Origin of the sequence: Mesorhizobium sp. M1403 (genome assembly GCF_040317695.1) — a bacterium.
Classification (GTDB): Bacteria; Pseudomonadota; Alphaproteobacteria; order Rhizobiales; family Rhizobiaceae; genus Mesorhizobium.
In genome coordinates this window covers 393,428-413,692 of record NZ_JAMYKY010000002.1, presented here as the reverse complement: position 1 = coordinate 413,692, position 20,265 = coordinate 393,428, and the positions used below count along the sequence as shown (strand labels likewise).

14 protein-coding genes and 1 tRNA gene are annotated in these 20,265 nt (G+C 62.0%); 8 read left to right on the top strand and 7 right to left on the bottom strand.

Features of this window, described 5'->3' with window-relative positions:
• Positions 1-200: 200 nt before the first annotated feature.
• Positions 201-1,034 (bottom strand): LuxR C-terminal-related transcriptional regulator, encoded by an 834-nt coding sequence (locus NKH01_RS06635; RefSeq protein WP_353019684.1) that lies wholly within the window; start codon positions 1,032-1,034, stop codon positions 201-203.
• Between the two features lie 1,102 nt (positions 1,035-2,136).
• On the opposite strand from NKH01_RS06635, the gene NKH01_RS06630 reads away from it, so the two are divergent.
• The 3 genes from NKH01_RS06630 to NKH01_RS06620 all read left to right on the top strand — a co-directional run bounded on the left by NKH01_RS06630 (position 2,137) and on the right by NKH01_RS06620 (position 6,068).
• The gene (locus NKH01_RS06630; RefSeq protein ID WP_353019681.1) at positions 2,137-3,996 is read left to right on the top strand and encodes a polysaccharide biosynthesis/export family protein; all 1,860 of its coding nucleotides are present in this window, start codon (positions 2,137-2,139) and stop codon (positions 3,994-3,996) included.
• A 360-nt stretch (positions 3,997-4,356) separates the two neighbouring features.
• Positions 4,357-5,646, top strand: a complete 1,290-nt coding sequence (locus NKH01_RS06625; protein WP_353019679.1) for a GNAT family N-acetyltransferase — start codon at positions 4,357-4,359, stop codon at positions 5,644-5,646.
• A gap of 337 nt (positions 5,647-5,983) precedes the next feature.
• Positions 5,984-6,068 (top strand) — tRNA-Asn (locus NKH01_RS06620).
• 133 nt (positions 6,069-6,201) lie between these two features.
• On the opposite strand, the gene NKH01_RS06615 is transcribed toward NKH01_RS06620, so the two are convergent.
• A complete protein-coding gene (locus NKH01_RS06615; RefSeq protein WP_353019677.1) occupies positions 6,202-6,510 on the bottom strand; it encodes a transposase in 309 nt (102 codons plus the stop codon).
• 792 nt (positions 6,511-7,302) lie between these two features.
• On the opposite strand from NKH01_RS06615, the gene NKH01_RS06610 reads away from it, so the two are divergent.
• The 5 genes from NKH01_RS06610 to NKH01_RS06590 all read left to right on the top strand — a co-directional run bounded on the left by NKH01_RS06610 (position 7,303) and on the right by NKH01_RS06590 (position 14,258).
• Positions 7,303-7,560: a transposase domain-containing protein gene (locus NKH01_RS06610; protein ID WP_353019675.1), complete on the top strand. Its 258-nt coding sequence runs from the start codon at positions 7,303-7,305 to the stop codon at positions 7,558-7,560.
• Between the two features lie 261 nt (positions 7,561-7,821).
• A complete protein-coding gene (locus NKH01_RS06605; protein ID WP_353019673.1) occupies positions 7,822-8,658 on the top strand; it encodes a 4'-phosphopantetheinyl transferase family protein in 837 nt (278 codons plus the stop codon).
• Positions 8,659-8,957: 299 nt separating this feature from the next.
• Positions 8,958-9,986, top strand: a complete 1,029-nt coding sequence (locus NKH01_RS06600) for a TubC N-terminal docking domain-related protein (protein WP_353019671.1) — start codon at positions 8,958-8,960, stop codon at positions 9,984-9,986.
• Between the two features lie 37 nt (positions 9,987-10,023).
• Positions 10,024-12,999: an amino acid adenylation domain-containing protein gene (locus tag NKH01_RS06595; RefSeq protein WP_353019669.1), complete on the top strand. Its 2,976-nt coding sequence runs from the start codon at positions 10,024-10,026 to the stop codon at positions 12,997-12,999.
• A gap of 80 nt (positions 13,000-13,079) precedes the next feature.
• Positions 13,080-14,258, top strand: coding sequence for an acyl-CoA dehydrogenase family protein (locus tag NKH01_RS06590; RefSeq protein WP_353019668.1), 1,179 nt, complete (start codon positions 13,080-13,082; stop codon positions 14,256-14,258).
• Positions 14,259-14,292: 34 nt separating this feature from the next.
• On the opposite strand, the gene NKH01_RS06585 is transcribed toward NKH01_RS06590, so the two are convergent.
• The 5 genes from NKH01_RS06585 to NKH01_RS06565 form a co-directional block, all read right to left on the bottom strand.
• The gene (locus NKH01_RS06585) at positions 14,293-14,601 is read right to left on the bottom strand and encodes a hypothetical protein (protein WP_353019666.1); all 309 of its coding nucleotides are present in this window, start codon (positions 14,599-14,601) and stop codon (positions 14,293-14,295) included.
• 381 nt (positions 14,602-14,982) lie between these two features.
• Entirely contained in the window at positions 14,983-16,341 is a 1,359-nt protein-coding gene (locus tag NKH01_RS06580; RefSeq protein WP_353019664.1) for a lipopolysaccharide biosynthesis protein, read from the bottom strand.
• Positions 16,332-17,609 (bottom strand): glycosyltransferase family 4 protein, encoded by a 1,278-nt coding sequence (locus NKH01_RS06575; protein ID WP_353019662.1) that lies wholly within the window; start codon positions 17,607-17,609, stop codon positions 16,332-16,334. Before NKH01_RS06575 ends, NKH01_RS06580 begins: the two co-directional genes overlap by 10 nt.
• Positions 17,610-17,623: 14 nt before the next feature.
• Positions 17,624-18,325, bottom strand: a complete 702-nt coding sequence (locus NKH01_RS06570; protein ID WP_353019660.1) for a hypothetical protein — start codon at positions 18,323-18,325, stop codon at positions 17,624-17,626.
• Positions 18,326-18,368: 43 nt separating this feature from the next.
• Positions 18,369-20,120, bottom strand: coding sequence for a putative glycosyltransferase family protein (locus tag NKH01_RS06565; protein WP_353019659.1), 1,752 nt, complete (start codon positions 20,118-20,120; stop codon positions 18,369-18,371).
• Between the last annotated feature and the right edge of the window lie 145 nt (positions 20,121-20,265).

The following is a 20,265-nucleotide window of genomic DNA, read 5'->3' as shown; positions in this document are numbered from 1 at the left end:
CCTCGTATCAGGGCGTAGCTTGGGAAAGTGCTTCGTAGAAAGGTGTGGTTGCGGAGTACTGAGACCATCTCAAATTGCGGTTTTCAGCATCGTGATCTACTGCTCGTGGCATCGTTCGACCGGGGTCTTCTTCGTGCGGCAGCATAATGCAGCGTACAGGTCACCAGCCCGAAGGACGATATGTCAAGACGCGAAGGCGGTCACATCGGATGAGTGTTCTTGACAAGGTGGTACTCCTTTTGTGCTTCAAGTAGCTCTTGCGGATGGGGAGAAGGCTGAGTTGCCGTCTTTTCGGTCCCTGACGGGCCATTGCCAGGAGCGGACATGAGCATACCATGGTTCATCGCCCAAACTGCAGCCTGGGTACGGTTGCCGACCCGAATCTTTCGAAGGATGGCCTTCACGTGCACCTTCACCGTCGCTTCGGCGATGTTAATCTTGCGCGCGATTGTTTTGTTAGACTCCCCTCCGATCAAGCAACGTATAATACACTCTTCCCGAGTTGACAACATTGATGGTTCTCGCTCCGCATTCTCCATTGTAACAGCCACATTTGTAAACTCATGTACAGAATCATATTTCAGACCATGTCTTATGTCCTGAATAAACGTCGAAGTTTCTGCAGGTAGAACCGTCTGCCCTAGCATAACCAATTCGAGAGCTTTGATGAAGGTGTCGTGAGCGGCAACTTTTGTCAAATACGCGTCAGCCCCCGCACGAAGGGCTGAAACTATATCGTTCGGTCGACAGTGATCGGCTAGCGCAACGACATGGCTGGTCGGATAAATCGCTTTAAATTCTGCAATTTGTGGGAATCCAGCATCCGCATCAGTACCGTCGACATCCATGATGAGCAAGATGGACCGGTGCTTGGGTAGCGGCTTTTGCAGAAGGTCGTGAACACAAGCCGCAGAGAAAAGAATGCGAAACTTTGCTGCATCCAGAATTAGAACAAGGCCCTCTCGGAGTAACTCGCTTGGGCTAACAAGCATTGTTATAAAAGATTTTTTGCTCATCAAGGATTTCGTTGTCATCGTAGCTTCCCCTGGCGCGATTGAGGTACGCGCGTCTCGCAAGGCGCTCCACGCATAGTTTCTTTTTAGCCATGTTACCTTACGCTAGGACAACCTATACAAGAACACCCTCTTTAGGCGTAGGGCAGCATCGTCGAGGGCTACCCCGGATTTCTCAAGCCCGAGGCGTTGGTGAGGGGTGCGAGCCCTGGCTTTCAGCCGCTCCGGGCGGCTGTCAGCACCATCGTGGCGCCGGATGCGTGCCGCGAGAGTTGCCGGGCTTGGTCTCCCGTGCGACGTGGGTGGTGCCGCCGGTCTGGCGTGGGGCGCCGCGTGTCAGGCGGGAGAACGCGGGCCCAGGGGGGCCGCGCCGCGACCAGCCGCCATTTTGGATGACGGCGCAGGCCAAGGCGAATGCGATCTTGACGCGGCGCGTGCTGATCCCGACCAGCGCCCGACCTTCAGCAGCTTGAGGAGCAACGTGCCGCAGCTGGCAGTGGCGACTGGGTGTGGCCTGGGCAATGCGGCGCAGCGCGCACAACAGCACGGATCCCTTCCGGGCATCGAAATAGGCGACGGTCTGCCGAACCGCTCCTTGCGTTCCACCTGCGGTGAGCAATAGAGGGTTGCCTGGCGGGGCCCCTGGGGCGGCCGATATCGGGGCGGCGCTGGCGGGGAAGTCCTGTCGCCAGGGGGCGGAATTCGAGCGTGGTGAGATCCGGCGAGAGAAATGATGAGGCGGGCCAGTTCTGCTATTGCTACCTCGATAGGATTGCCAAGATTGACGGCTTCGTCGAGGTGACCTTTCATTCATCAGGCGAGTCAAGCCGCGAATGCATGTTGGGGCTGAAGGGGTTCGAGCGCTGCGTCGGACCAATATTTCCGGCTCTTCGTTGCGTTCGATCGCCTTTGTCCCGTTTGCCATCAAAGAGGTTCTCTTCAGCGCAGCAATCTGCTCATTGGACGAGTTCGCCCGAGGGGGTGTTTATCCGGAAGGAGTGCCTACAAAGGGATAGTTGTGCCGCTGTCGGTGAAGGGTCACGATAAGGCAGAACCTCCTCGTCGACCGATGCTCGCCAGTTCGGGACGGGCTGGCCACTATTGAAAGTGAAAGCCACGCGCAATGGCCATGGATGCAAAATACAATTCCGAGCCCGTCACTCCCTCGTCACCGGCGGCCCGCCGCAGGGGCATGAAGGCCGCCCTGCTTGTCTTGGGGGTCTCCGGGGTCGCCGTCCTGGGTGCGGTCAGAAACTGGGAGCCCATCGAGGTTGTTTCCAGAGCCGTGGTACAGAAGGTCAAAGATGTCTCCGGACCCGCGGTACAGAAGGTCGAGGATGCCTCCGGAGCCGTGATGCAGAAGGTCGAGGATGTCTCCGGAACCGTGGTGCAGAGGGTCGAGGATGTCTCCGGAGCCGTGGTGGAGAAGGTGTCTGCGGCTATCGATAGCTGGCAAGAACAACCGGTCCACGCCACGGCCGAACCCTCCCGCGCAATCGTGTCGGGACCGGATGCGTCGGCTGTGGCGCCGGTCGAACGGAGCGCAGTCCCTGCGGTCCCCACTAGTGCCGAGCCTCCAAACACCCTCAGCACGCGACCGGATACATCGGCCGCCGCATTGGTCGAGCCGAATGTCGTCCCTGCCGTCCCCACCAGTGCCAAGCCCCCCAAACACCTCAGCAAGGCGCCAGGCATGGCAGCCGGAGCCCTGTTCGGCGTGGGCGACCGCCTCAAGATCGCATTCTACGAGCGCGTCGACGTCGAGGAAGACAAGTGGGGGGGGGCGTCCTCCGCCTCAGCCCTGCGCGGCATCCTGCAGCGTCCGGAATTGAGCGGCGAATATACTGTCCAAGAGGACGGCACGATTTCCCTGCCCTTGCTTGGCTCCGTTCCGGTCGCCAACCGGTCGACGCAACAGGTCCAGGCCGACCTGGTGGAAATCTTCAATCAACTGCTGGGCCACAAGGGGCTGGTTAACATCCTGCCGCTGGAGCGCCCGCCCATTTACGTGCTGGGGCCGGTCAAGACTCCAGGCTCGTTCAAGTACGCGCCCGGCATGACGATCCTGCATGCGATCGCGCTGGCCGGCGGACTCGACCGGGCCGAGAGCGAGCCGTGGCAGAAGATCGAAGCCGTGCGTGAGACCCAGAAGCGGAGCGGGGCGATCGATGCCTTGTTGAAGTTGCTCGCGCGCGCGGCAGTGCTGAAGGCCGAGCGCGACAATACAGCACCCACTATCCCGCGCCAGTTGCTGGAACTGGCCGGCGCGACCGAAGCGGCTGACCTCGTCAACGAGCAGAGCGACCGCCGCAAGGCCGTCGCCACGGCCCGCAAGGATCGCGAGCGCGTGAACCTGCGTGCGCTGGAGGCGGCCAGGCATGATGTTGTCGCTTATGGGCGCATGGAGTCGCTCGACAAGCTCGTCAAGCTGCGCCAGGAGCGCGTCAACAGCATGCGCGCGCTCGTGGACCGCAAAGTTCTCAGCATGACGGTGATGGATCAGATGCAGAGTGAGTTATCCGACGCGGAACAGCGCCGGCAGGACGCCCTCAACCAATACGCGAGCGCCAACCACCGCCTCGCTTCGCTAGAGTCTGAGGTGTTGCGGACCCGGGCCGACCTCAGGAACGACCTGGAGGTCGAGATCGAGACCACGGAGAGCCAGATCGCGGCCAATGTGCACGAGTTGAACGCCAGCGAAGCCGTCCTGTACACGTTGCCGGTGACCCGCGTCCAGTTTGCTAAGGACGCGAACAGCGCAACCTATCAAATCGTCCGGCAATCGGCAGCCGGGCCGGTCAGCATTCAGTCCGTCGGGATGACCCTGTTGCAGCCAGGTGACCTCGTCAACATCATCGTGGGCGAAAACAGGCCAAGAGAGCCGGCCGGTTCGCCGGTCCCGACCTCGTCGCCGACCAGCGAGAGCTTACCGGCCGCGTCCAACCCCAACGATGTCGAGCTTTCCCGGGTGGTGAGGGAGTAGAGGATCGGTCCGAATTGATGCCCGGCAAGGAGATCGGTCTGCATGGCTGGTCTGCGTGGATGAACTCGTCGGGACGAAGTGGAAGCGCGAAACGACTACTCGCCGACAGCTTGAGCCGCTTCAGGAACGAGCATGTCCGCCTCCCCTCGGGAGTTCGGATCATTGGCAAAGGTGCAGTGAGATGACATCGAACGGGACACAGGTGCCTATCAAGCGGGATTGGTCAAAGATTTGTCACGACGACGCGCACGCTCGCGCGGATATTTGCGCTAGCGTCTACACTTCCCGTGCTCGCAAGTCTTCACTTTCAGCGCTCGCGACATGAACGCTTCGCCAAACAGGAAAACCCCCGAGTGCTCCATGGACGAACAGCAGCTCGCAGCGAGGATACTCCTGGCATTCCCGCCGCAATGCGCAAAGGATCAGGAAGATGGCTGTATGTCAGGTCCTCTTGATGTCTCAGCCATCGGTGCGGAACCCTATCGTGTGGCTTCAGTAGAACAAGGCATGCGCCAGGATACCGTCATCCACGTTACCGTGGAGGCCCTGCCGGACATCGCGAGACTTGAGACCGTTTGGAAGGAGCTCGAAGCGCGAGCAACTCACTCATTCTATCTGTCCTGGCTCTGGATCGGAACTTGGCTGCGGCATCTGCCGGGGGGGGCGCAACCACATGTTCTAGTCGCTCGGACGTCAGGCAGGATCGTTGGGTTGGCGATTATTTGCCGGCGGAGGGCGTGGAGTTTCGGGCGGCATGCGCGGGCGCGTTGGCTGCTCAATGAAACCGGAGACGTTCGTTTCGATCGATTGTTCATCGAGTACAACGATATTCTTGCGGAGCGATCCCTGGCCGATGCCACTCGAGTGGCATGCGTCGAGGCCTTGGCGCATCACTTGCGCCACTCTGACCAACTCGTGCTTTCCGGAATTGGTCCGGACTTCGAGTTGGCCGCTTGTCGCACCGCGGGCCGGGCCGGGCTCCTTACCGAGGTGAAAGCAGAAGATACGGCACGGTGGATCGATTTCGCCAAAGTCCGCCAGAAAGGCGGAAATTACCGCGCCACATTGGGCCGCAATACTCGGCAGGCGGTAAGCCGTGCCATGCGGCTATATGCGGAACGCGGCCCCATTGCGTTCCGGACTATGGAAGCGACATCGGAGGCGCTCGCCGCGTTTGATTTGCTCGCCGAGCTTCATCAGGCGCGGTGGGGACGCAAGGGAGCCTTTGCCAATCCGAGCTTCCGTCGATTTCACGAGGAGCTCATTGCACGCGGAGCTCCCACCGGGACCGTCCGCATCTCACGGACGTTGGCCGGGGACCAGACAATTGGGATCCTGTACAATTTCGTGCATGACGGCCGTGTTTACAATTACCAAAGCGGCTTTCTGTATGAGTCCGACGGCCGGCTCAAGCCCGGGCTTATCAGCCATGTTCTGGCTATTGAGGACAGCATCGGACGCGGGGAGTGCGGCTACGATTTTCTGGCAGGCTTCTCCGGGCACAAGTCCCACCTGGCCAATGCGGAGCATCCATTGAAGTGGATCGCAATAGGCAGAGACAATCCAGAGCGCCGCATCGAGGCAAAGCTGCGCGGTGCCAAGCGGGTGCTAGGGAGCATTGTTGCTCACATGAAACAGGCCGCGGCTTAAAGCGTCGGCCAAAAAAGGACCCGCCATTCAGTGTCAAGTATTGGTAGCAGGGTCTTGGATATCGGCGGGTGCGGCTCTTCGGCAGGCGAGGATCCAACGGAAGGTGCGCTTTGTATATGATGTGCGATGTGACCATTGTCGGTGCTGGCCCCTATGGACAGTCGGTAGCCGCACACTTGCGCGGACTGTGCATTGACTGCCGGATAGTCGGCAGCCCATGGAGAGCTGGAAAGCAAGATGCCGAAAGGCATGCTGCTCAAGTCAGCTGGGTTCGCATCAAACCTTTCTGATCCAAAAGAGGGCAACGAGTGGAAGCGACGGGCTTTCTAATCTATGTTTCAGCGTGGCGGAATTGGTAGACGCACCGCACCGTTAATGCGACGCCGAAAGGCTTGTAGGTTCGACTCCTACCGCTGGAGCCATAGATTACAAGTGGCCACGTAGCCACCATATTAAGTTGTTGAATAGGGCCTTTCGGCCCGTGCGGGAGTACCCTTGGTCCTCCTGATCCGCCGCCAGCAGGGCGAGGTTCACCGTAAGCGCTTTCGCGCTCCCCTATACGCCGGGGCTTGGCTCAGCCCCGATCACGACGTCGCCCACGACCAGCTCGATAGAGCTCCCGGTCGCCTTGCCGCGCGACGGCTCTTGCACGACCAGCGCGGCAAAGGCCGGCCCTGACGTCATGCTTTCGGGTAGCGCCAGCCCTCCGCTCCGAAGCTGCTTCCAGTCATAGACCTGCCAGCGCGTCACCTCGTGTTTGCGCGCCACTTCCGCAACGCGCACGCCCGGCATAAAGCACTCTGCCACGATCCGTGCCTTCTCGGCCTGCGAGCGCTGCCGCCGCCCTGTCGGACCTGCGATCACGTGGAGCGCCAGTTCATTCCTAAGTTTTATCATTGACGGTCTGACTTGACGTCTGGCCCGAGGGCGGCGTTCGCTACTATTCCGAAACTTAAGGTTCCCGGAGTTTCGCCCTACCGCGTAATTGGGGTCGGCTGTCTTAAGAGGGCCGCTGCCCAGGGTGCCTACTTCTTAACGCATTGGCGGACTGGTGCGGCCGAGCAAACTTCGCCCACGCCGCAGTCCAGGTCGCGTGAACAAGGTTTCGGCATTTGCGGTGGCTCCAGCGTGACGAAGGGCGTCCTTGGCTCTTCCCCCGGTCTCGCCGTTCTCGGGAGGAAGGCGCCGGGATCCCCGAGCGACTTCACATATCGATAGAATGACCGAATGTCGCTCTCCGGCATGACGCGAACGTTGTACCAAGGCATCGGCGGCAATGTGCGAAGTGTCTTAATGTAGATTACATACCCGTCTTCGCTAAGGTCTTGCACGCTCCATCTCAGATTGCTTGCATAGGTTGTGCCCCACGGCCCCCGCCAACCTATTGCTTTCCCTCTCAATGCCTTGGTGGGGTCGAGCGCGCCTTCGGCTTCCCTGTAGCCGTCAGTATGGCAGTCGTGACAGTTGCCGATGATGGAAACCAGCCGTCCTCTCTCGACAGACACCTCCTCTGCCGCAAACGCTGTCCCCGATGCTGTCAATATTGCTGAGCCAACCAGGACCTTGATGAAGTGCATGGTAGCCTCCAGCGCCCTCACACCGCTCGCTCAAAGCCAATAACAACGTCGAGACTTTACCACAATTTTGAAAGTTGGGGTGGGGAAAGCAACGGATCGTTGGAGCCAATGGGTCCCTAAGAGGCTCCTGGGACACTGTCGACAATCGCAGCACAGCACTACGTTCGACAACTGGGCGCTGCTCGCCTCCATCGTGGCCACCTGCAGGCTCAACGACGTCAACCCGGTCGCTTACCTCGCCGAAACCCTCGACGGCATCATCAACGGGCATCCGCAGACCCAGATCGAGGAACTCATGCCCTGGCGATTCCGGAAAACGTCAAGCCCAAATCCCTAGGCGATCCGCGAGGCGCTTACAGTTCATTGTCAATCTGGCAAGATAATTTGGAAGTTTCGCCTCCGGCAGACTCATTGCGAGCAGCAGCATGTCTGGGTCTTTTGATGTAGCCCATCCATACATCAAAATATCCACCGGGCGCTCCTTGCTTTCGCCCTTACGTGATTATTTCATCAGGGAAATCCGCATGAATGGCGCTACCGTTCATTAGAAAGAATTGCACTTGTGCGCATGAGCGCTCCCAGCGATCGGAATCCACGTATGACTTCTGACTGCCCTGAGCTCGACTTTATCCAGTTTTCTGGCGCGGGCGGGGACGATCGCCATGGCGTATTGGGCGCGAGCTGGAATTTTCATGCTGTCTCGGCTCGGCCGGGACATCGATTAATTCGACCCGTCAGATTCGGCCTCAGTCAGCCTCTTGTGGAGCCGGCACCGCCCCCTCCAAACTTTTTGAATAAAATCGAGCTGAGACCAGGGATCATCACGCCGGTTCTCGAGAATGATGGTTTGGAGGTCCTGGCATTCATGATCGATGCGGAGCAGAACGTCATCCGCGAGATAGGCGTTTGCCTCAACGAAGGGGAACGTCGGCGCGCCGAGGGGTTGAGACTGGAGCGCGACCGCCGCCGCTTTGTCGCTACCCGTGGGCAGCTGCGCCGGGTCCTCGCTTCCAAACTGGGAATCTCGCCGTCCGACGTCGAACTAGAATATGGACGCCTAGGTAAACCCCACCTCTCGCACCGCATGCCTGCTCGCGATTTGCGCTTCAGTGTCTCACGATCCGGAGATGTCGCGGTCGTCGCCCTCTCGACCAGGCAGGAGGTCGGGGTGGACATCGAGGCAGTTCTCCCTGTGCCCGAAGCGGACGAGATCGCAGCGCTCTGCTTTTCCGCCTCCGAGTATGGGTCATACACCGCCCTTGGTCCGGAAGACCGGCTGGAAGGCTTCCTCCGGCGCTGGACCCGGCTGGAGGCTATCTCTAAGGCCCTGGGGTGCGGCTTAGGACAGCCCCTTTCTTGGGATGAAAGGGATTGGGCTGTCCGTGGGTTCGTACCGAAACCTGGGTACATCGGGACCGTGGTAGTCCGGAATTGAGTGGTAGTCCGGAATTGAAGTGTCCGCGATGCCATCATTCACTTACCATGCACTGCGGATAAACGAGGAGCTCAACCAATTCCATTGGACTGCACGCAAGTTCATTCGAACCGCACTTGTTTCCCACACTTCGCGGTGGGTCGCGGTCGAGAACACGGGACAGCGCTTCACTGACTGTCCCGGGCGTACGGACAAAGAGGCGGCAGTTTCATCGATGAAACCGTCGTGCTGGAGGAGCTGGGACGCGGGAACCACTTCGGCTCCGTCGTGAACCATGAAGAAAGTGATCGGAAGGCCCTATGGCGGCGGACGTGATGCAGTTCCCGGAGCTTCTCGCAGACCTCGCGGTCAAGGACATCAAGGTCTGGGTAGAGGGCGACCGGCTGCGGTGCAACGCCCCACCTGGCGCACTGACGGCGGAGTTTCGCGACCAGTTGCGGGACCGGAAGGGCGAGATCATCGCGTTTCTGAATATGGCGACGGCGGCGGCCCGGCAACAGCCTGCAATCATTCCCCTGCAGTCTCGCGGAACACGCACGCCCATTTACGCCGTACCCGGGCATATCGGGGCGCCCTTCTCATTCTCGGACCTGTCGAAGCACCTGGGCGGCGATCAACCGTTTTACGCACTCCAACCGTCTGGCTTCGATGGGCAGAGCGAGCCGATGGACCGCGTCGAAGATATCGCCGAGTATTTTGCCCGCCAGATCGTCGAATATCAGCCCTCCGGTCCGTACATCATCGTCGGTTACTGCTCCGGCGCTGCAACCGCTTTCGAACTGGCGAAAGTCCTGGGTCAACGCGGAGCGGAGGTCCCATGCATAGCGCTCTTTGGCCCTCTTCACCCCACCACTTATAAGGAATTGCCACGTCTGCTGTATTTCTTTGCCAGGCGTAGCGCCGGTTCGTTCCTGCGCGAGATGGCGAAGCTGCCGACATTCGGCGCCCGTCTCCGATATTTCGGCAGTCGCCTCGGGAATCTCGGCGAGCGCGTCCGCGCCCTCGTGACCCTCGTTCGCAAAAGCAAAGAGCCCGTCACGACAGATCCGGTGCTGGCGAGCAGAGCTCGACTCAAATCCACGGCGATCACGGCTTTGCGGCGGTACATTCCCACTCCGTATTCGGGTCGAGTATGCATGTTCCTTCCGAACAAGGCCTGGCTGCGATCGGGTGCAGCACCGCACCGATGGCTTCGAGTGGTGCCCAATGCCGAATTTTATTTCGGGCCCGACAACTGCAACGGTCCCCTTATGCTGGAGGAACCGGACGCACCTGCCATCGCAGAGCTTTATCGCCAGGCAACCCAAAAAGCTGAACGATTGACGTGATTTGATTTTTGATTTCAGCAATGGGGAAGCGTATCTCATGAATGAAGTCCTACCTATCGCGGCGGAGGGCGTAGCGCTTCCCCTGCTGAAAGATGCCGATCATCAGGCGCTGGTTGTCGAGTACAACGCCACGGCAGCGCCCTACCCGTCGGACAGGACGATCATCGATCTCTTCCGCAACCAGGCGACGCGTAGTCCTGACGCTGAAGCGATCCGCTTCGGCGATGCAACGCTGACGTACCAGCAGCTCAACGAACGCTCCAACCAGATGGCCACGCATCTGAACTCGACCGGCGTGGGGCCGGGTCGGATTGCCGTTGTATTCATGGAGCACTCCATTGAAGTCGTCGTCGCGATCTTAGGCGTCCTGAAGTCCGGGGCAGCCTATGTGGCGGTGGATGCGGCAACGCCGAAAGGGCGTCTCGCAACAATCCTGAAGGACATTGCCCAGGGGACCGACGGGCGGGCGCCGGTCGCGATCACTCAGGCGCGCCTGCAATCCGTCATTTCCCCGAACCTTGCCGACATTTTCGTGCTCGACGCCGATTTCGGGTCGATTTTGAATCAGCCGGACTCGGCCCGACCGTCCGCTGCCACTCCGGACGGCGCCGCCTATATCATCTTCACCTCCGGCTCAACCGGCACGCCCAAAGGCGTCGTGATCGAGCACCGGAATCTGGTGAACTACATCTGGTGGGCCGCTAGGGTGTACAGTTCCGGCGAACGTCTCGCATGGCCCCTTTTCTCATCCCTCGCCTTCGACCTGACCGTCACGACGCTCTTCACGCCACTCATTACCGGCGGCCGCATCGTGGTCTACCTTGGTGATCCCGGAGTCCAAAGCATGGTCGTGCTCAAGGTCATCGACGACAACGCCGTCGATATCATGAAGCTGACGCCGGCGCATCTCGCGATGATCCGCGACCGGAATCTTGAGACCACAAGGCTGCGCAAGTTCATCGTGGGTGGCGAGGACTTCAAGACCGAGTTGGCTCGCGATATCGCGAAAGCCATCCCCCATCCTATCGAGATCTACAACGAGTACGGACCAACCGAAGCCACTGTGGGCTGCATGATTCACCGTTTCGACATCGACCGGGATCAATCCGCATCGGTGCCGATCGGCGTTCCGGCCGCCAATGCGGGCATCTACGTCCTCAGCGAGGCACATCAGCCCACCGCCCCCGGCATCATCGGTGAGATGTTCATTGCCGGCGACGGTCTGGCGAGAGGCTATTTCAATCGCCCTGACCTGACTGACGAGCGTTTCCTCACGGCCACCGATCCCCGAGATGGGTTTTCGAAGCTGCGGCTGTACAAGACGGGCGATCTCGCCCGCTGGAACTCGGAAGGGCGCCTGGACTTTCTCGGCCGCGCCGATCATCAGGTGAAGGTTGGTGGCGCGCGTGTCGAGCTGGGCGAGATCGAAGCGCGGCTTCTGCAGCACCCGCACGTTCAGGAATGCGCTGTCGCTGCCATCGCCACCTCGGTGGCGAAACCAGCGACACAAGTGCGTTATTGCGAACGGTGCGGTGTTGCGTCCGACCTGCCCGGCACGACGTTCGATGCGGCAGGCGTCTGCAATCTATGCCGGGCCTTCGACACCTATGTCGACAAGGCGCAGACCTATTTCAAGACATCGGATGACCTCCAGGTTCTCATCGCGGAGATGCAGGCTAACCAGAAGGGGCCTCACGACTGCATCGTGCTGTTGAGCGGCGGCAAAGACAGCAGTTTTATGCTGTGCAAGCTCGTCGCCATGGGGGTGAAGCCGCTTGCCTTCACCCTCGACAACGGTTTCATTTCGGAAGGAGCCAAGGCCAATATCAGGCGGCTCGTGAACTCCCTCGGCGTGGATCACCACTGGGGAAGCACGCCGCATATGAACGAGATCTTCGTCGACAGCCTGAAACGGTTCGCGAACGTCTGCAACGGCTGCTTCAAGACGATCTACACCCTGGCCACGAACGTCGCCCGCGAACGAGGGATCGGGTACATCGTGACGGGGTTGTCCCGCGGCCAGTTCTTTGAGACGCGCCTGACCGAGGAGGTCTTCAAGCGGGACGACTACGATCCGGCCCGTCTGGATGCGCTCATCGCCGAGGCGCGCAAGGAGTATCACCGCCGCGAGGATGCTGTGTCGCGCTATCTCGACGTGGATGCCTTCCGGAACGACTCAGTATTCGAGGAAGTGAAGTTCATCGATTTCTACCGCTACTGGAGCGTCCCTCTGGAGGACATGCTCGACTTTCTGAAGACGCAGGCGGGATGGGATCGGCCTGCGGATACAGGACGCTCCACGAACTGCCTCATCAACGATGTCGGCATCTACGTTCATAGGAAGCAGCGGGGACATCACAACTACGCCCTTCCCTACAGCTGGGATGTGCGTCTCGGCCAGAAGACGCGCGATGAAGCCATTGACGAACTCAACGACGAGCTGGACGTACCCCGCATCAAGGAGATTATGGCCCAAATCGGCTATGTCGAACCGCGAGCGGCAGAAGACGGCAGTGCACGACTTGTGGCCTACTATGTCTCGTCGAAACCCCTGACCGTGGCGGACCTGCGCGCCCACCTCGCCGAAGAACTCTTGGAGTCCATGATTCCGACGCAATATGTTCGCCTCGAACGGATGCCGCTCACGCCCAACGGCAAGATCGACCGCTCTGCGCTTCCCGAGCCGACGGCGGAAAACATCCAGCCTGCACAAGACTTCGCCGCCCCCTCGACGGAGACCGAGAAAACGCTCGCCGCGCTGTGGTGCGATCTCCTGAAGGTCGAGTCGATCGGCCGTGACGACAACTTTTTCGGCCTGGGCGGGCACTCGCTCCTGGTGATGCGGGCGGTGTCGCGCATGCGGGGGACCTTCGGCGTCGACGTGCAGCTTCGCAACCTCTTCGAGCGCCCGACAGTGGCCGGACTGGCGGAAGTGATCGACGGAATGCTCTGGGTGGCCGATTCCAGAGCCTCGTCAGTCTCGGAAGGACCGAGAGAGGAAATCGAACTCTAGCTCACCGGAAGGCCTCCGAATGGCCGTGGGGTACCAATCCGGACGGAAGCTTTTGCGTTGGACTGCATAGGGCAGAGCGGATGACGATGATGGAGAAGGCTTGGGTACCGGCGCGAGGACCGGGGCTGCCTTGGGCGGCGGGGGAGTATGAGCTCTTACGCGACCAGGTGCGCCGGTTCGTCGAGGAGGAGATCAAGCCGCGTGCGGATCGCTGGGAGGAGGACGGGTTCATTCCCCGTCCGATCCTGCGCCGCATGGGCGAACTCGGCTTCCTCGGCATCCGCTACCCGGCCGAGTACGGTGGTGCCGAGATGGACGCGGTCGCATCCACGATCTTCGCCGAGGAGCTCGGGCGCTCGACTTATGGCGGCGTCGCCATCGCGACGCTGGTCCATACCGACATGGCTTCCGTGCATGTCTTTCACGACGGGACCAAAGCCCAGCGGTCCCGCTGGATGCCGGGCATTATCAGCGGCGAGGTGATCACCGCGGTCGCCATCACGGAGCCGGATGCGGGCTCGGACGTGAAGGCCATCCGCACGCGCGCCCGCCGAGAGGGCGACTCTTACGTCCTCGACGGCACGAAGCTCTACATCACGAACGGCGTCCACGCGGATCTCTACTGCGTCGCCGCCAAGACCGATCCCTCGGCAGGAAGCCACGGGATCACGATGTTCCTCGTCGAGAAGGGCACGCCAGGCTTCAGCGTCGCCCGCGAGCTGGACAAGCACGGCTGGCGCTCCTCCGATACGGCGGAGCTCGTCTTCGACGGTTGCCGTATCCCCGCCGAGAACGTGCTCGGCGCGGAGGGACAGGGCTTCTATTCCATCATGCGCAACTTCCAGAACGAGCGCCTTGTCCTCGCCGGCATGGCGATAGGGGCGGCCGAGGCGGCGATCGATATGACCCTCGCCTGGGTGAAAGCTCGCCGCGCATTCGGGGGCGTCCTATGGGACATGCAGGCGATCCGTGAACGTCTGGCGATGCTCTCTGCGAAGGTGGAGGCAGGCCGCCAGTTTCTCTATGCCACCGCTTGGCGCATGGCGGCCGACGAAGATTGCCTGCGCGAGGTCTCGATGGTGAAGGCCATCTGCGGCGAACTCGTCAACGAGGTCGCGTATACGTGCGTGCAGTTCCACGGCGCTATGGGCCTCATGCGCGAGAGCCCGATCGAGCGCATAGCGCGTGACGCCCGCGTCCTATCCATCGGCGGCGGCGCGACGGAGGTGATGCTGGAGGTGGTCGCGTCGATGTCGTGAACCCAATTCGGCAGTGAGGATCGCTCTGGCGTTGTCACGTACCGATCAGGCCTGGGGGTTGGCCGCGAAGCTCCGTGAGATCGACCACGCGATGATGGTCGAGCCGCCAGGCGCTCGTCTTCGAGATACATTCAGAGGTCAGCTTCTGGCCTATGAACGGCCAATCCCCGATCGCCTTCAAAAAGAAGTCTGCCGGCAAGGAAAGCGAGCGTATCCCCGCGATGGTCCAGAGCGGCGTTCCGGGCGGCTTTGTCAGGCGCCTTAGGGTGCATCCCAGACCGTGCAACGCTGCGTCGAGCGAGCCTTGGCCTATCGCCCGATGGCGGCGCTCGATGATCGCCAACGCCCGGGTAAGGACCCACGATCACGGCCGAGGCCAAGGCGTGGCTGGTATCGCTGGCTTGCCGGAAGGCCAAGGATCTGGGTATCCGCACGAATTGTGGACGACGCGCCTTCTGGCCCGCCACGCCCGCGAGCATGCAGCGGCGGAAGGGACCTATCCGGCCCATACGGCCATCAACCTGATCCTCGACAATCATTCCGCCCACCTCTCCAAAGAGAGACCAAGCCCTGATCGCCGAACAGCCAGCGGTGCGTTTCGCATTCACCTTCACGCCCAAACACGGATCGTGGCTCAACCTCGTTGAGAGCTTCTTCTCCAAGCTCCCCCGCTCTGTCCAGCGCCACATCCGCGTCGCCTCCAAACACGAACTCAAGGATCGCATCATGGCCGCCATGGACGACATCTCAAGTCTGGAGCGGCCAGGGGTGGCGGTTCTTCGTGCACAGGGCCGGCGGCAGAATCAAGTTTTATTGCTAAGGCCAAAGTCAGGGCCGCGCACACGCCCTCGATGCTGACGGCGAGCGTCCAGCCCAGGACCAGGCCTTGAAGGCCGCCAAGCTTCGCCCCCGCGATCACGAGGCACAGCTCCAGAAATCCGCCCAGCGCGAACCAGCGAGATGCCTTGCGCATCCTGTCGCCCAGCCGCGCCAGCGTGCAGGCATGAAATTTGAGCGTCGATCCCAGCAGGCTGAAGCCGAGGAAGCGCAGGCTCGAACCGGCGATCTCAGGATAGGCCGGATTGAAGACCGCAAGGATCTGCTGCGAATAGGTGAAGATGAAGACGGCGCAGACCAGCGAGAAGAGCAATGACGCCGTCAGCGACAAAAGGATATCGTGCCTGGATTGTTTCGGGCTTGCTCTGACCACGGGGAACAGCACCATGGCCGTGGCTGCGGGAATCAACGAGGCCATGGAGACCAGCATCCACAACGGCACGAAGGCGGCATTGGTGATCGGCGACAGGAGAACCAACACAAGGTAGGGCATGATGACGCACGGGGCCTGCAAGGCGACATCGAGCGCGTAGTGGTCGAACGCCTTGCGTCGGAGCGTATGGAGCAGCCGGAACTCGGGGGGCCCAACGAGGTGACGCGCGCCGCCCCGGGTCAAGAGATCGACGCCGATCCAGGACGCCAGCAGGCCGGCCACCCAGGTCAGAAGAATCGTGGTGGTGGAGGCGTAGCCGGCGGCCGCGGCGGCGGCGATCAGCATCAGCTTGAACGCGGAGAACAGCACTTGCCGGATCATCCTGCCGCTGCTGTGCAGAGTGCCGACGAACGCCTGATCGGCCACGATGCTGAGACCCGTCAGGCCGCAGCCGAGGACGAACGCAGCGCCCAAGAACCAACCGCCGATCGGCCCGGTCGAGCTGTTGAGGTACGCCTCCCCGAAGACAAACAACAAGGCCAGGCCGACCGCAAGCGCCACCCCGACGGACACTGCTGCGGCGACGAGGCCGGGCTCCTTGCCGGGATGCCGGACGATCTCGCCCATCAGCAAGGTCCCGAGCCCGGCCTCCCCCAGCACACCGACGAGGCCCATCACGGACAGGAGGGCGGAGGCCTTGCCGATCACCTCCGGCGGAAACAGCCGGGCGGCGAGCCACCAATAGACGAACCCAAGACCGGCCGTTGCCACCGTTCCGATCGCCAGAGCTCCGGAATTCATGACGAGCGTGGCGCTCTTTCGAAGCGCCCGGCGCACGCGAATAGTGGCCGTCCTGGCGAGGTCTACTGGCATGATCGCTCTCCCGAACCTTGCTGCGCCGGCACCGCGGACCTGCTGGCGGCTGGGCGCAGGACGTCCCGGTAGACCTGCTCGATCCGGGTCACGACCGCTCCGGCCTTGAGGCGCCCAACCCTGGCGAGGCTTGTCGCCTCCAGGCCGACCAGCAAGGCGCGGTCCTCCAGGAGTGTCTGCATAGCGTGGGCGAGGGCTTGCGTGTCACCGGGCGGTACGAGAAGCCCTGTTTCGCCATGATCGACGAGATCGGGCATGCCGCCGACGTCGGTTGCGACGACTGCCTTGCCGGACGCCATCGCTTCCATGATGACCGTCGCGCAGGCTTCGGGCCCGACCGACGGCAGCACGCCGAACAGTGAGCGCCGCCATGCATGCATCACGGCGGAATGCGGCCACGTACTGAAGGCTCGGACGTTCGGCGGAAACTCGGTTGGCGTATCGGCGACCCGGCGCCCGATCAGGACCAGCTGCGGCGCCCGCTCCAGGCCGGCATAGGCTTGCAGGAGAACGTCAATGCCCTTGAGGCGCATCATGTCGCCGACGAACAGGATGAATCCATCCCCGGGTAGCTCCCGCAGGCAGGCATCTTCTGGGCCAAGCACCCCGACATCGTCGGGCACGAAGTTGGGGATGACCTCGTAGGGGGCGCGGCCTTGAGTGAGTCCGGTGTGAAGCGCCACCGCGCGGCTCACCGCGATGAAGCGGTCCACCATGCGCCGAGCGGCGAAGCTCGACGCCCAGTTGCCCAACGTGGTCGCGGTTGCCTTCACGGCCCCGTAATGCCCTGTGGCGCAGGGCAGGCACTTGGCCGGCGCTGGGCCACTGCAGAGATGGGTGCCCAAGTGCATGAAGTTCTTCTTGGCGCAGACAAGCCCGTAGTCGTGGAGCGTAACCACGAGGCGTGCCCCACTCAGACCTTTGAGCGGCAGGAAGGACGCATAGATCCAATTATGGGCGTGGACGATGTCCGGCCTCTCCTGGGCGACCAGCCGCTTCAGGGCTAGCACCAGTTCGGGATCCGGGAAGGGCGGCGCATGGCGGCGCTCGGGATCGGTGTGGAGGCCCGACAGACGCTGGAGCGTGCCGCGCAGGCGATGCACGCGGACCGCGCCGTCCAGCTCGGTTTCGGGCGATCCGGGATGCATCAAGGTGCCGACGCTGACATGATGACCCCGCTGCGCCAACGCCGCGCCGAGATTGCGGACGTGCCGCTCCTCTCCCCCGATCACCGGAGGATAGAACTGCGATAGCAGCAGGATGCGCATGGTCGAGCCTCGTTTCAGATGGGCGGCATCAGCGTCGAAACGCTGCGATAGAGCCGGTTGTCTTCCGGTCGATAGAGCCGGGCCTCCGCCGTCTGGCGAGTTGCCAAAACGGGCACCGGGATCTCCCGCGCCCAGGTCTCGTCCGGCGCAATGGTGAGCAATCGGAAGACGGCGAACGGTTGCCCGTCAAGGGTGATTTCCAGGTCGAATCGCTGAGCTTGGGTCTCGGCGCTCCTGATGCCGACCGTGAGTAGGCCGGGCTCGCCATTGGGCGATGGCAACAACCAGAACTCGGTGTATTTGAATTCCCGGTAGGTCGCTTCGTCCCGGACGGCCAGCGCATAGGCTCCGGTCGCCACAAGCACCGCTAGGATGAGCGCGGCCCCCTGCCAGAGCCGGACCCGCGCCGGAGCCGGCCAGGCTGGCAGATCGGGAGTGTCGCGGCGGCCGGCGGCCACCAGTGCCGCGACGGCCGTCACGGCCCAGAACCACAGCGCCCAGCCGAGCGGCGTAAGGAAGCCTGCGGCGTTCAGGGCAAAGCCCCCGGCGATACCGGCGGCGAGGCTTGCTCCGACCGCGTAGACGACGTGTTGCAACGCGGAGGTGGTCCTGACGCCAATGGCCCGCAGCACCGCGTGGCCCGGGACGAGCAACACCATGGGCGCGCCCAGGGCAGTACGCAGGAGCAAGCTGTCGCTGACCGCAACGGCCGCCACCGCGGCCCCCGCCCACAGGCACGCGGCCAGAAGGTCCCGCTTGCTACAAATTCTCATGCAATCCCCTCACGTCATAGATGACGATCCAACCGTTGTCGTAGATGCGGGTGACGTCCTTGACGTCGTTGAACTTGAGCAGCTCTGCGCCCGAGAGCGGCGTTCCCCGCGCCGCTTGCCACGGCTGAAAGTAAAAGCCGAGCACCGGGGGGGCTGTGGTCAGGCGCAGGTCAATCAGCAGGAAATCGATGTCGCTTCCCGCCAAGGCCCAAAACTCGTCGGGCCCCAATGCCTCGGACTCGAATATGCGCGCGGGATCGATGCCTTCGACGATGGTGACCCTGACGTCCTGCCGGCCGTAGCCCGCAAGCAGAAGGCGGTTGATGCGGTCGGTGGTGAAGCGGTTGCCGGCACCAAGCCATTCCTTGACCCAGCGTGCCGTTTCGATCCCCATCGGCTCGATCGATTCCTGATCTGCGGAGACCCTGTAGCGCCCATGGATGGGATTAATCGAAGAGCTCGTGACGCCGCCCAGGACGATGACCGCCAGAGCAACGGCCGGTCCGATGCGGCGCCACCCGCGTGGCGTGCGGCCCTGCCAAAAGTGGACGATGCTCACCGCGACGACCAGCCCGACGGCGATGAACACGAACGTTCCCATGCGGTTACCGATTTCCCATCCAGCGTTGGTCAGTCGGAAGGCCACCGAGACCGGGAACCCGAAGGCCAGCAAGCTGAGGAGCACGAGGCGGCTGTCGCGCCAGCGGCGTTTAAGAATGTCCTGGATCGGACGCCAACCGGACCGCGGACCACTCGGCGCTGCCATGGCCAGCGACCGAAAGAATCCCGTTGCCAGTCCGAGTGCTACCAGCAGGAGCGCCAGCAAGGTGGTCAGCCGCATGTAGAGGGCCTTGTCCGGCGCTCCGAGGTGCTCCGACCGCGGGGTGGGCGCGCCCAGGATCTTCCCGAGCAATGTGTCGAAGCCGGACTCGATCACCGGGCGGAGATAGCCTGTGAGAGGGATGCCACGGGCCTGCACCCACAGGGACGGCAGGGCTATGGCGAGGATCGCCGCGAGGCCCACGGCAATGCTGGTCTTGATCTGCAGGGACTCGTGCCGGCGCAAAGTCTCGAGGGCCGCCAGCGCTCCGAAATAGATGGCGGCGAAGGCGGCCGAGAGGTGATGCGTGACCGCGAGGCTTGCCAATAGCAAGGCAATCAGCCCGAGCGACTTCAGCCTCGGTCGCCCGACGAGATCCTTGGATGCTGCTTCGACCGCGAAGGTCAGCACGCACAGCACGATGCCGAGGCTCTCGTAGGAGAACATTGAGTCGAACAGGAAGAAAGTTGAGCAGCCCATATAGGCCAGACAGGCGATGGCCGAGATACGCGGCGATCCGGCGATGCTCTCGAGGAACAGAAACAGGGCGCCGATGAACGTGCCCTTGAGGATGACCAACAAGAGCGTCCCCGACACAAACAAGGGCAGTCCCGTCAGATCGACGATCGCCGTCGTCAGGATTTCCAGGGCGGGATACGTTGGCCCGATCGGTAAAAGCGGGTTGGACAGGAACAGTCGGCGGGCCGTGATGAGATCCTCGGCCGAGATCCAGTGCAAGACCTCGTCGTAACCGCTGAAGCTCGTCGGGGAATAGACTGTCTTGCAGTAGAAAAGGGCTTCGGCAAGCAGGAACAGCAGGAACAGTCGCTCACCCCGGGCTGTTGTCGGCCAGGCGATGCGAAGGCTGGTCGGAGCCACCAAGAGAAAGACACCGGACCAGAAGAGCGGCGGCGCCACGTCATAGCCCCGGCGCCCGGCCGCGTGCCCGGCCACGACCAGGAGTAGAGCCGCGGCGATCGTCAGGCATAGAACCGCGATCCATCCGGAATTGGCGCGTTGCGACGGAGCATCGGCGCTGCCCTCGCGAAGGTCGGGACCGACA

Excerpts from the sequence above, each read along its gene's own strand:
- NKH01_RS06595 (WP_353019669.1), top strand. The coding sequence starts at position 10,024 with ATGAATGAAGTCCTACCTATCGCGGCGGAGGGCGTAGCGCTTCCCCTG.
- NKH01_RS06625 (WP_353019679.1), top strand. The coding sequence starts at position 4,357 with ATGGACGAACAGCAGCTCGCAGCGAGGATACTCCTGGCATTCCCGCCG.
- NKH01_RS06630 (WP_353019681.1), top strand. The coding sequence starts at position 2,137 with ATGGCCATGGATGCAAAATACAATTCCGAGCCCGTCACTCCCTCGTCA.
- NKH01_RS06575 (WP_353019662.1), bottom strand. The coding sequence starts at position 17,609 with ATGCGCATCCTGCTGCTATCGCAGTTCTATCCTCCGGTGATCGGGGGA.
- NKH01_RS06635 (WP_353019684.1), bottom strand. The coding sequence starts at position 1,034 with ATGACAACGAAATCCTTGATGAGCAAAAAATCTTTTATAACAATGCTT.
- NKH01_RS06605 (WP_353019673.1), top strand. The coding sequence starts at position 7,822 with ATGACTTCTGACTGCCCTGAGCTCGACTTTATCCAGTTTTCTGGCGCG.
- NKH01_RS06590 (WP_353019668.1), top strand. The coding sequence starts at position 13,080 with ATGACGATGATGGAGAAGGCTTGGGTACCGGCGCGAGGACCGGGGCTG.
- NKH01_RS06600 (WP_353019671.1), top strand. The coding sequence starts at position 8,958 with ATGGCGGCGGACGTGATGCAGTTCCCGGAGCTTCTCGCAGACCTCGCG.
- NKH01_RS06580 (WP_353019664.1), bottom strand. The coding sequence starts at position 16,341 with ATGCCAGTAGACCTCGCCAGGACGGCCACTATTCGCGTGCGCCGGGCG.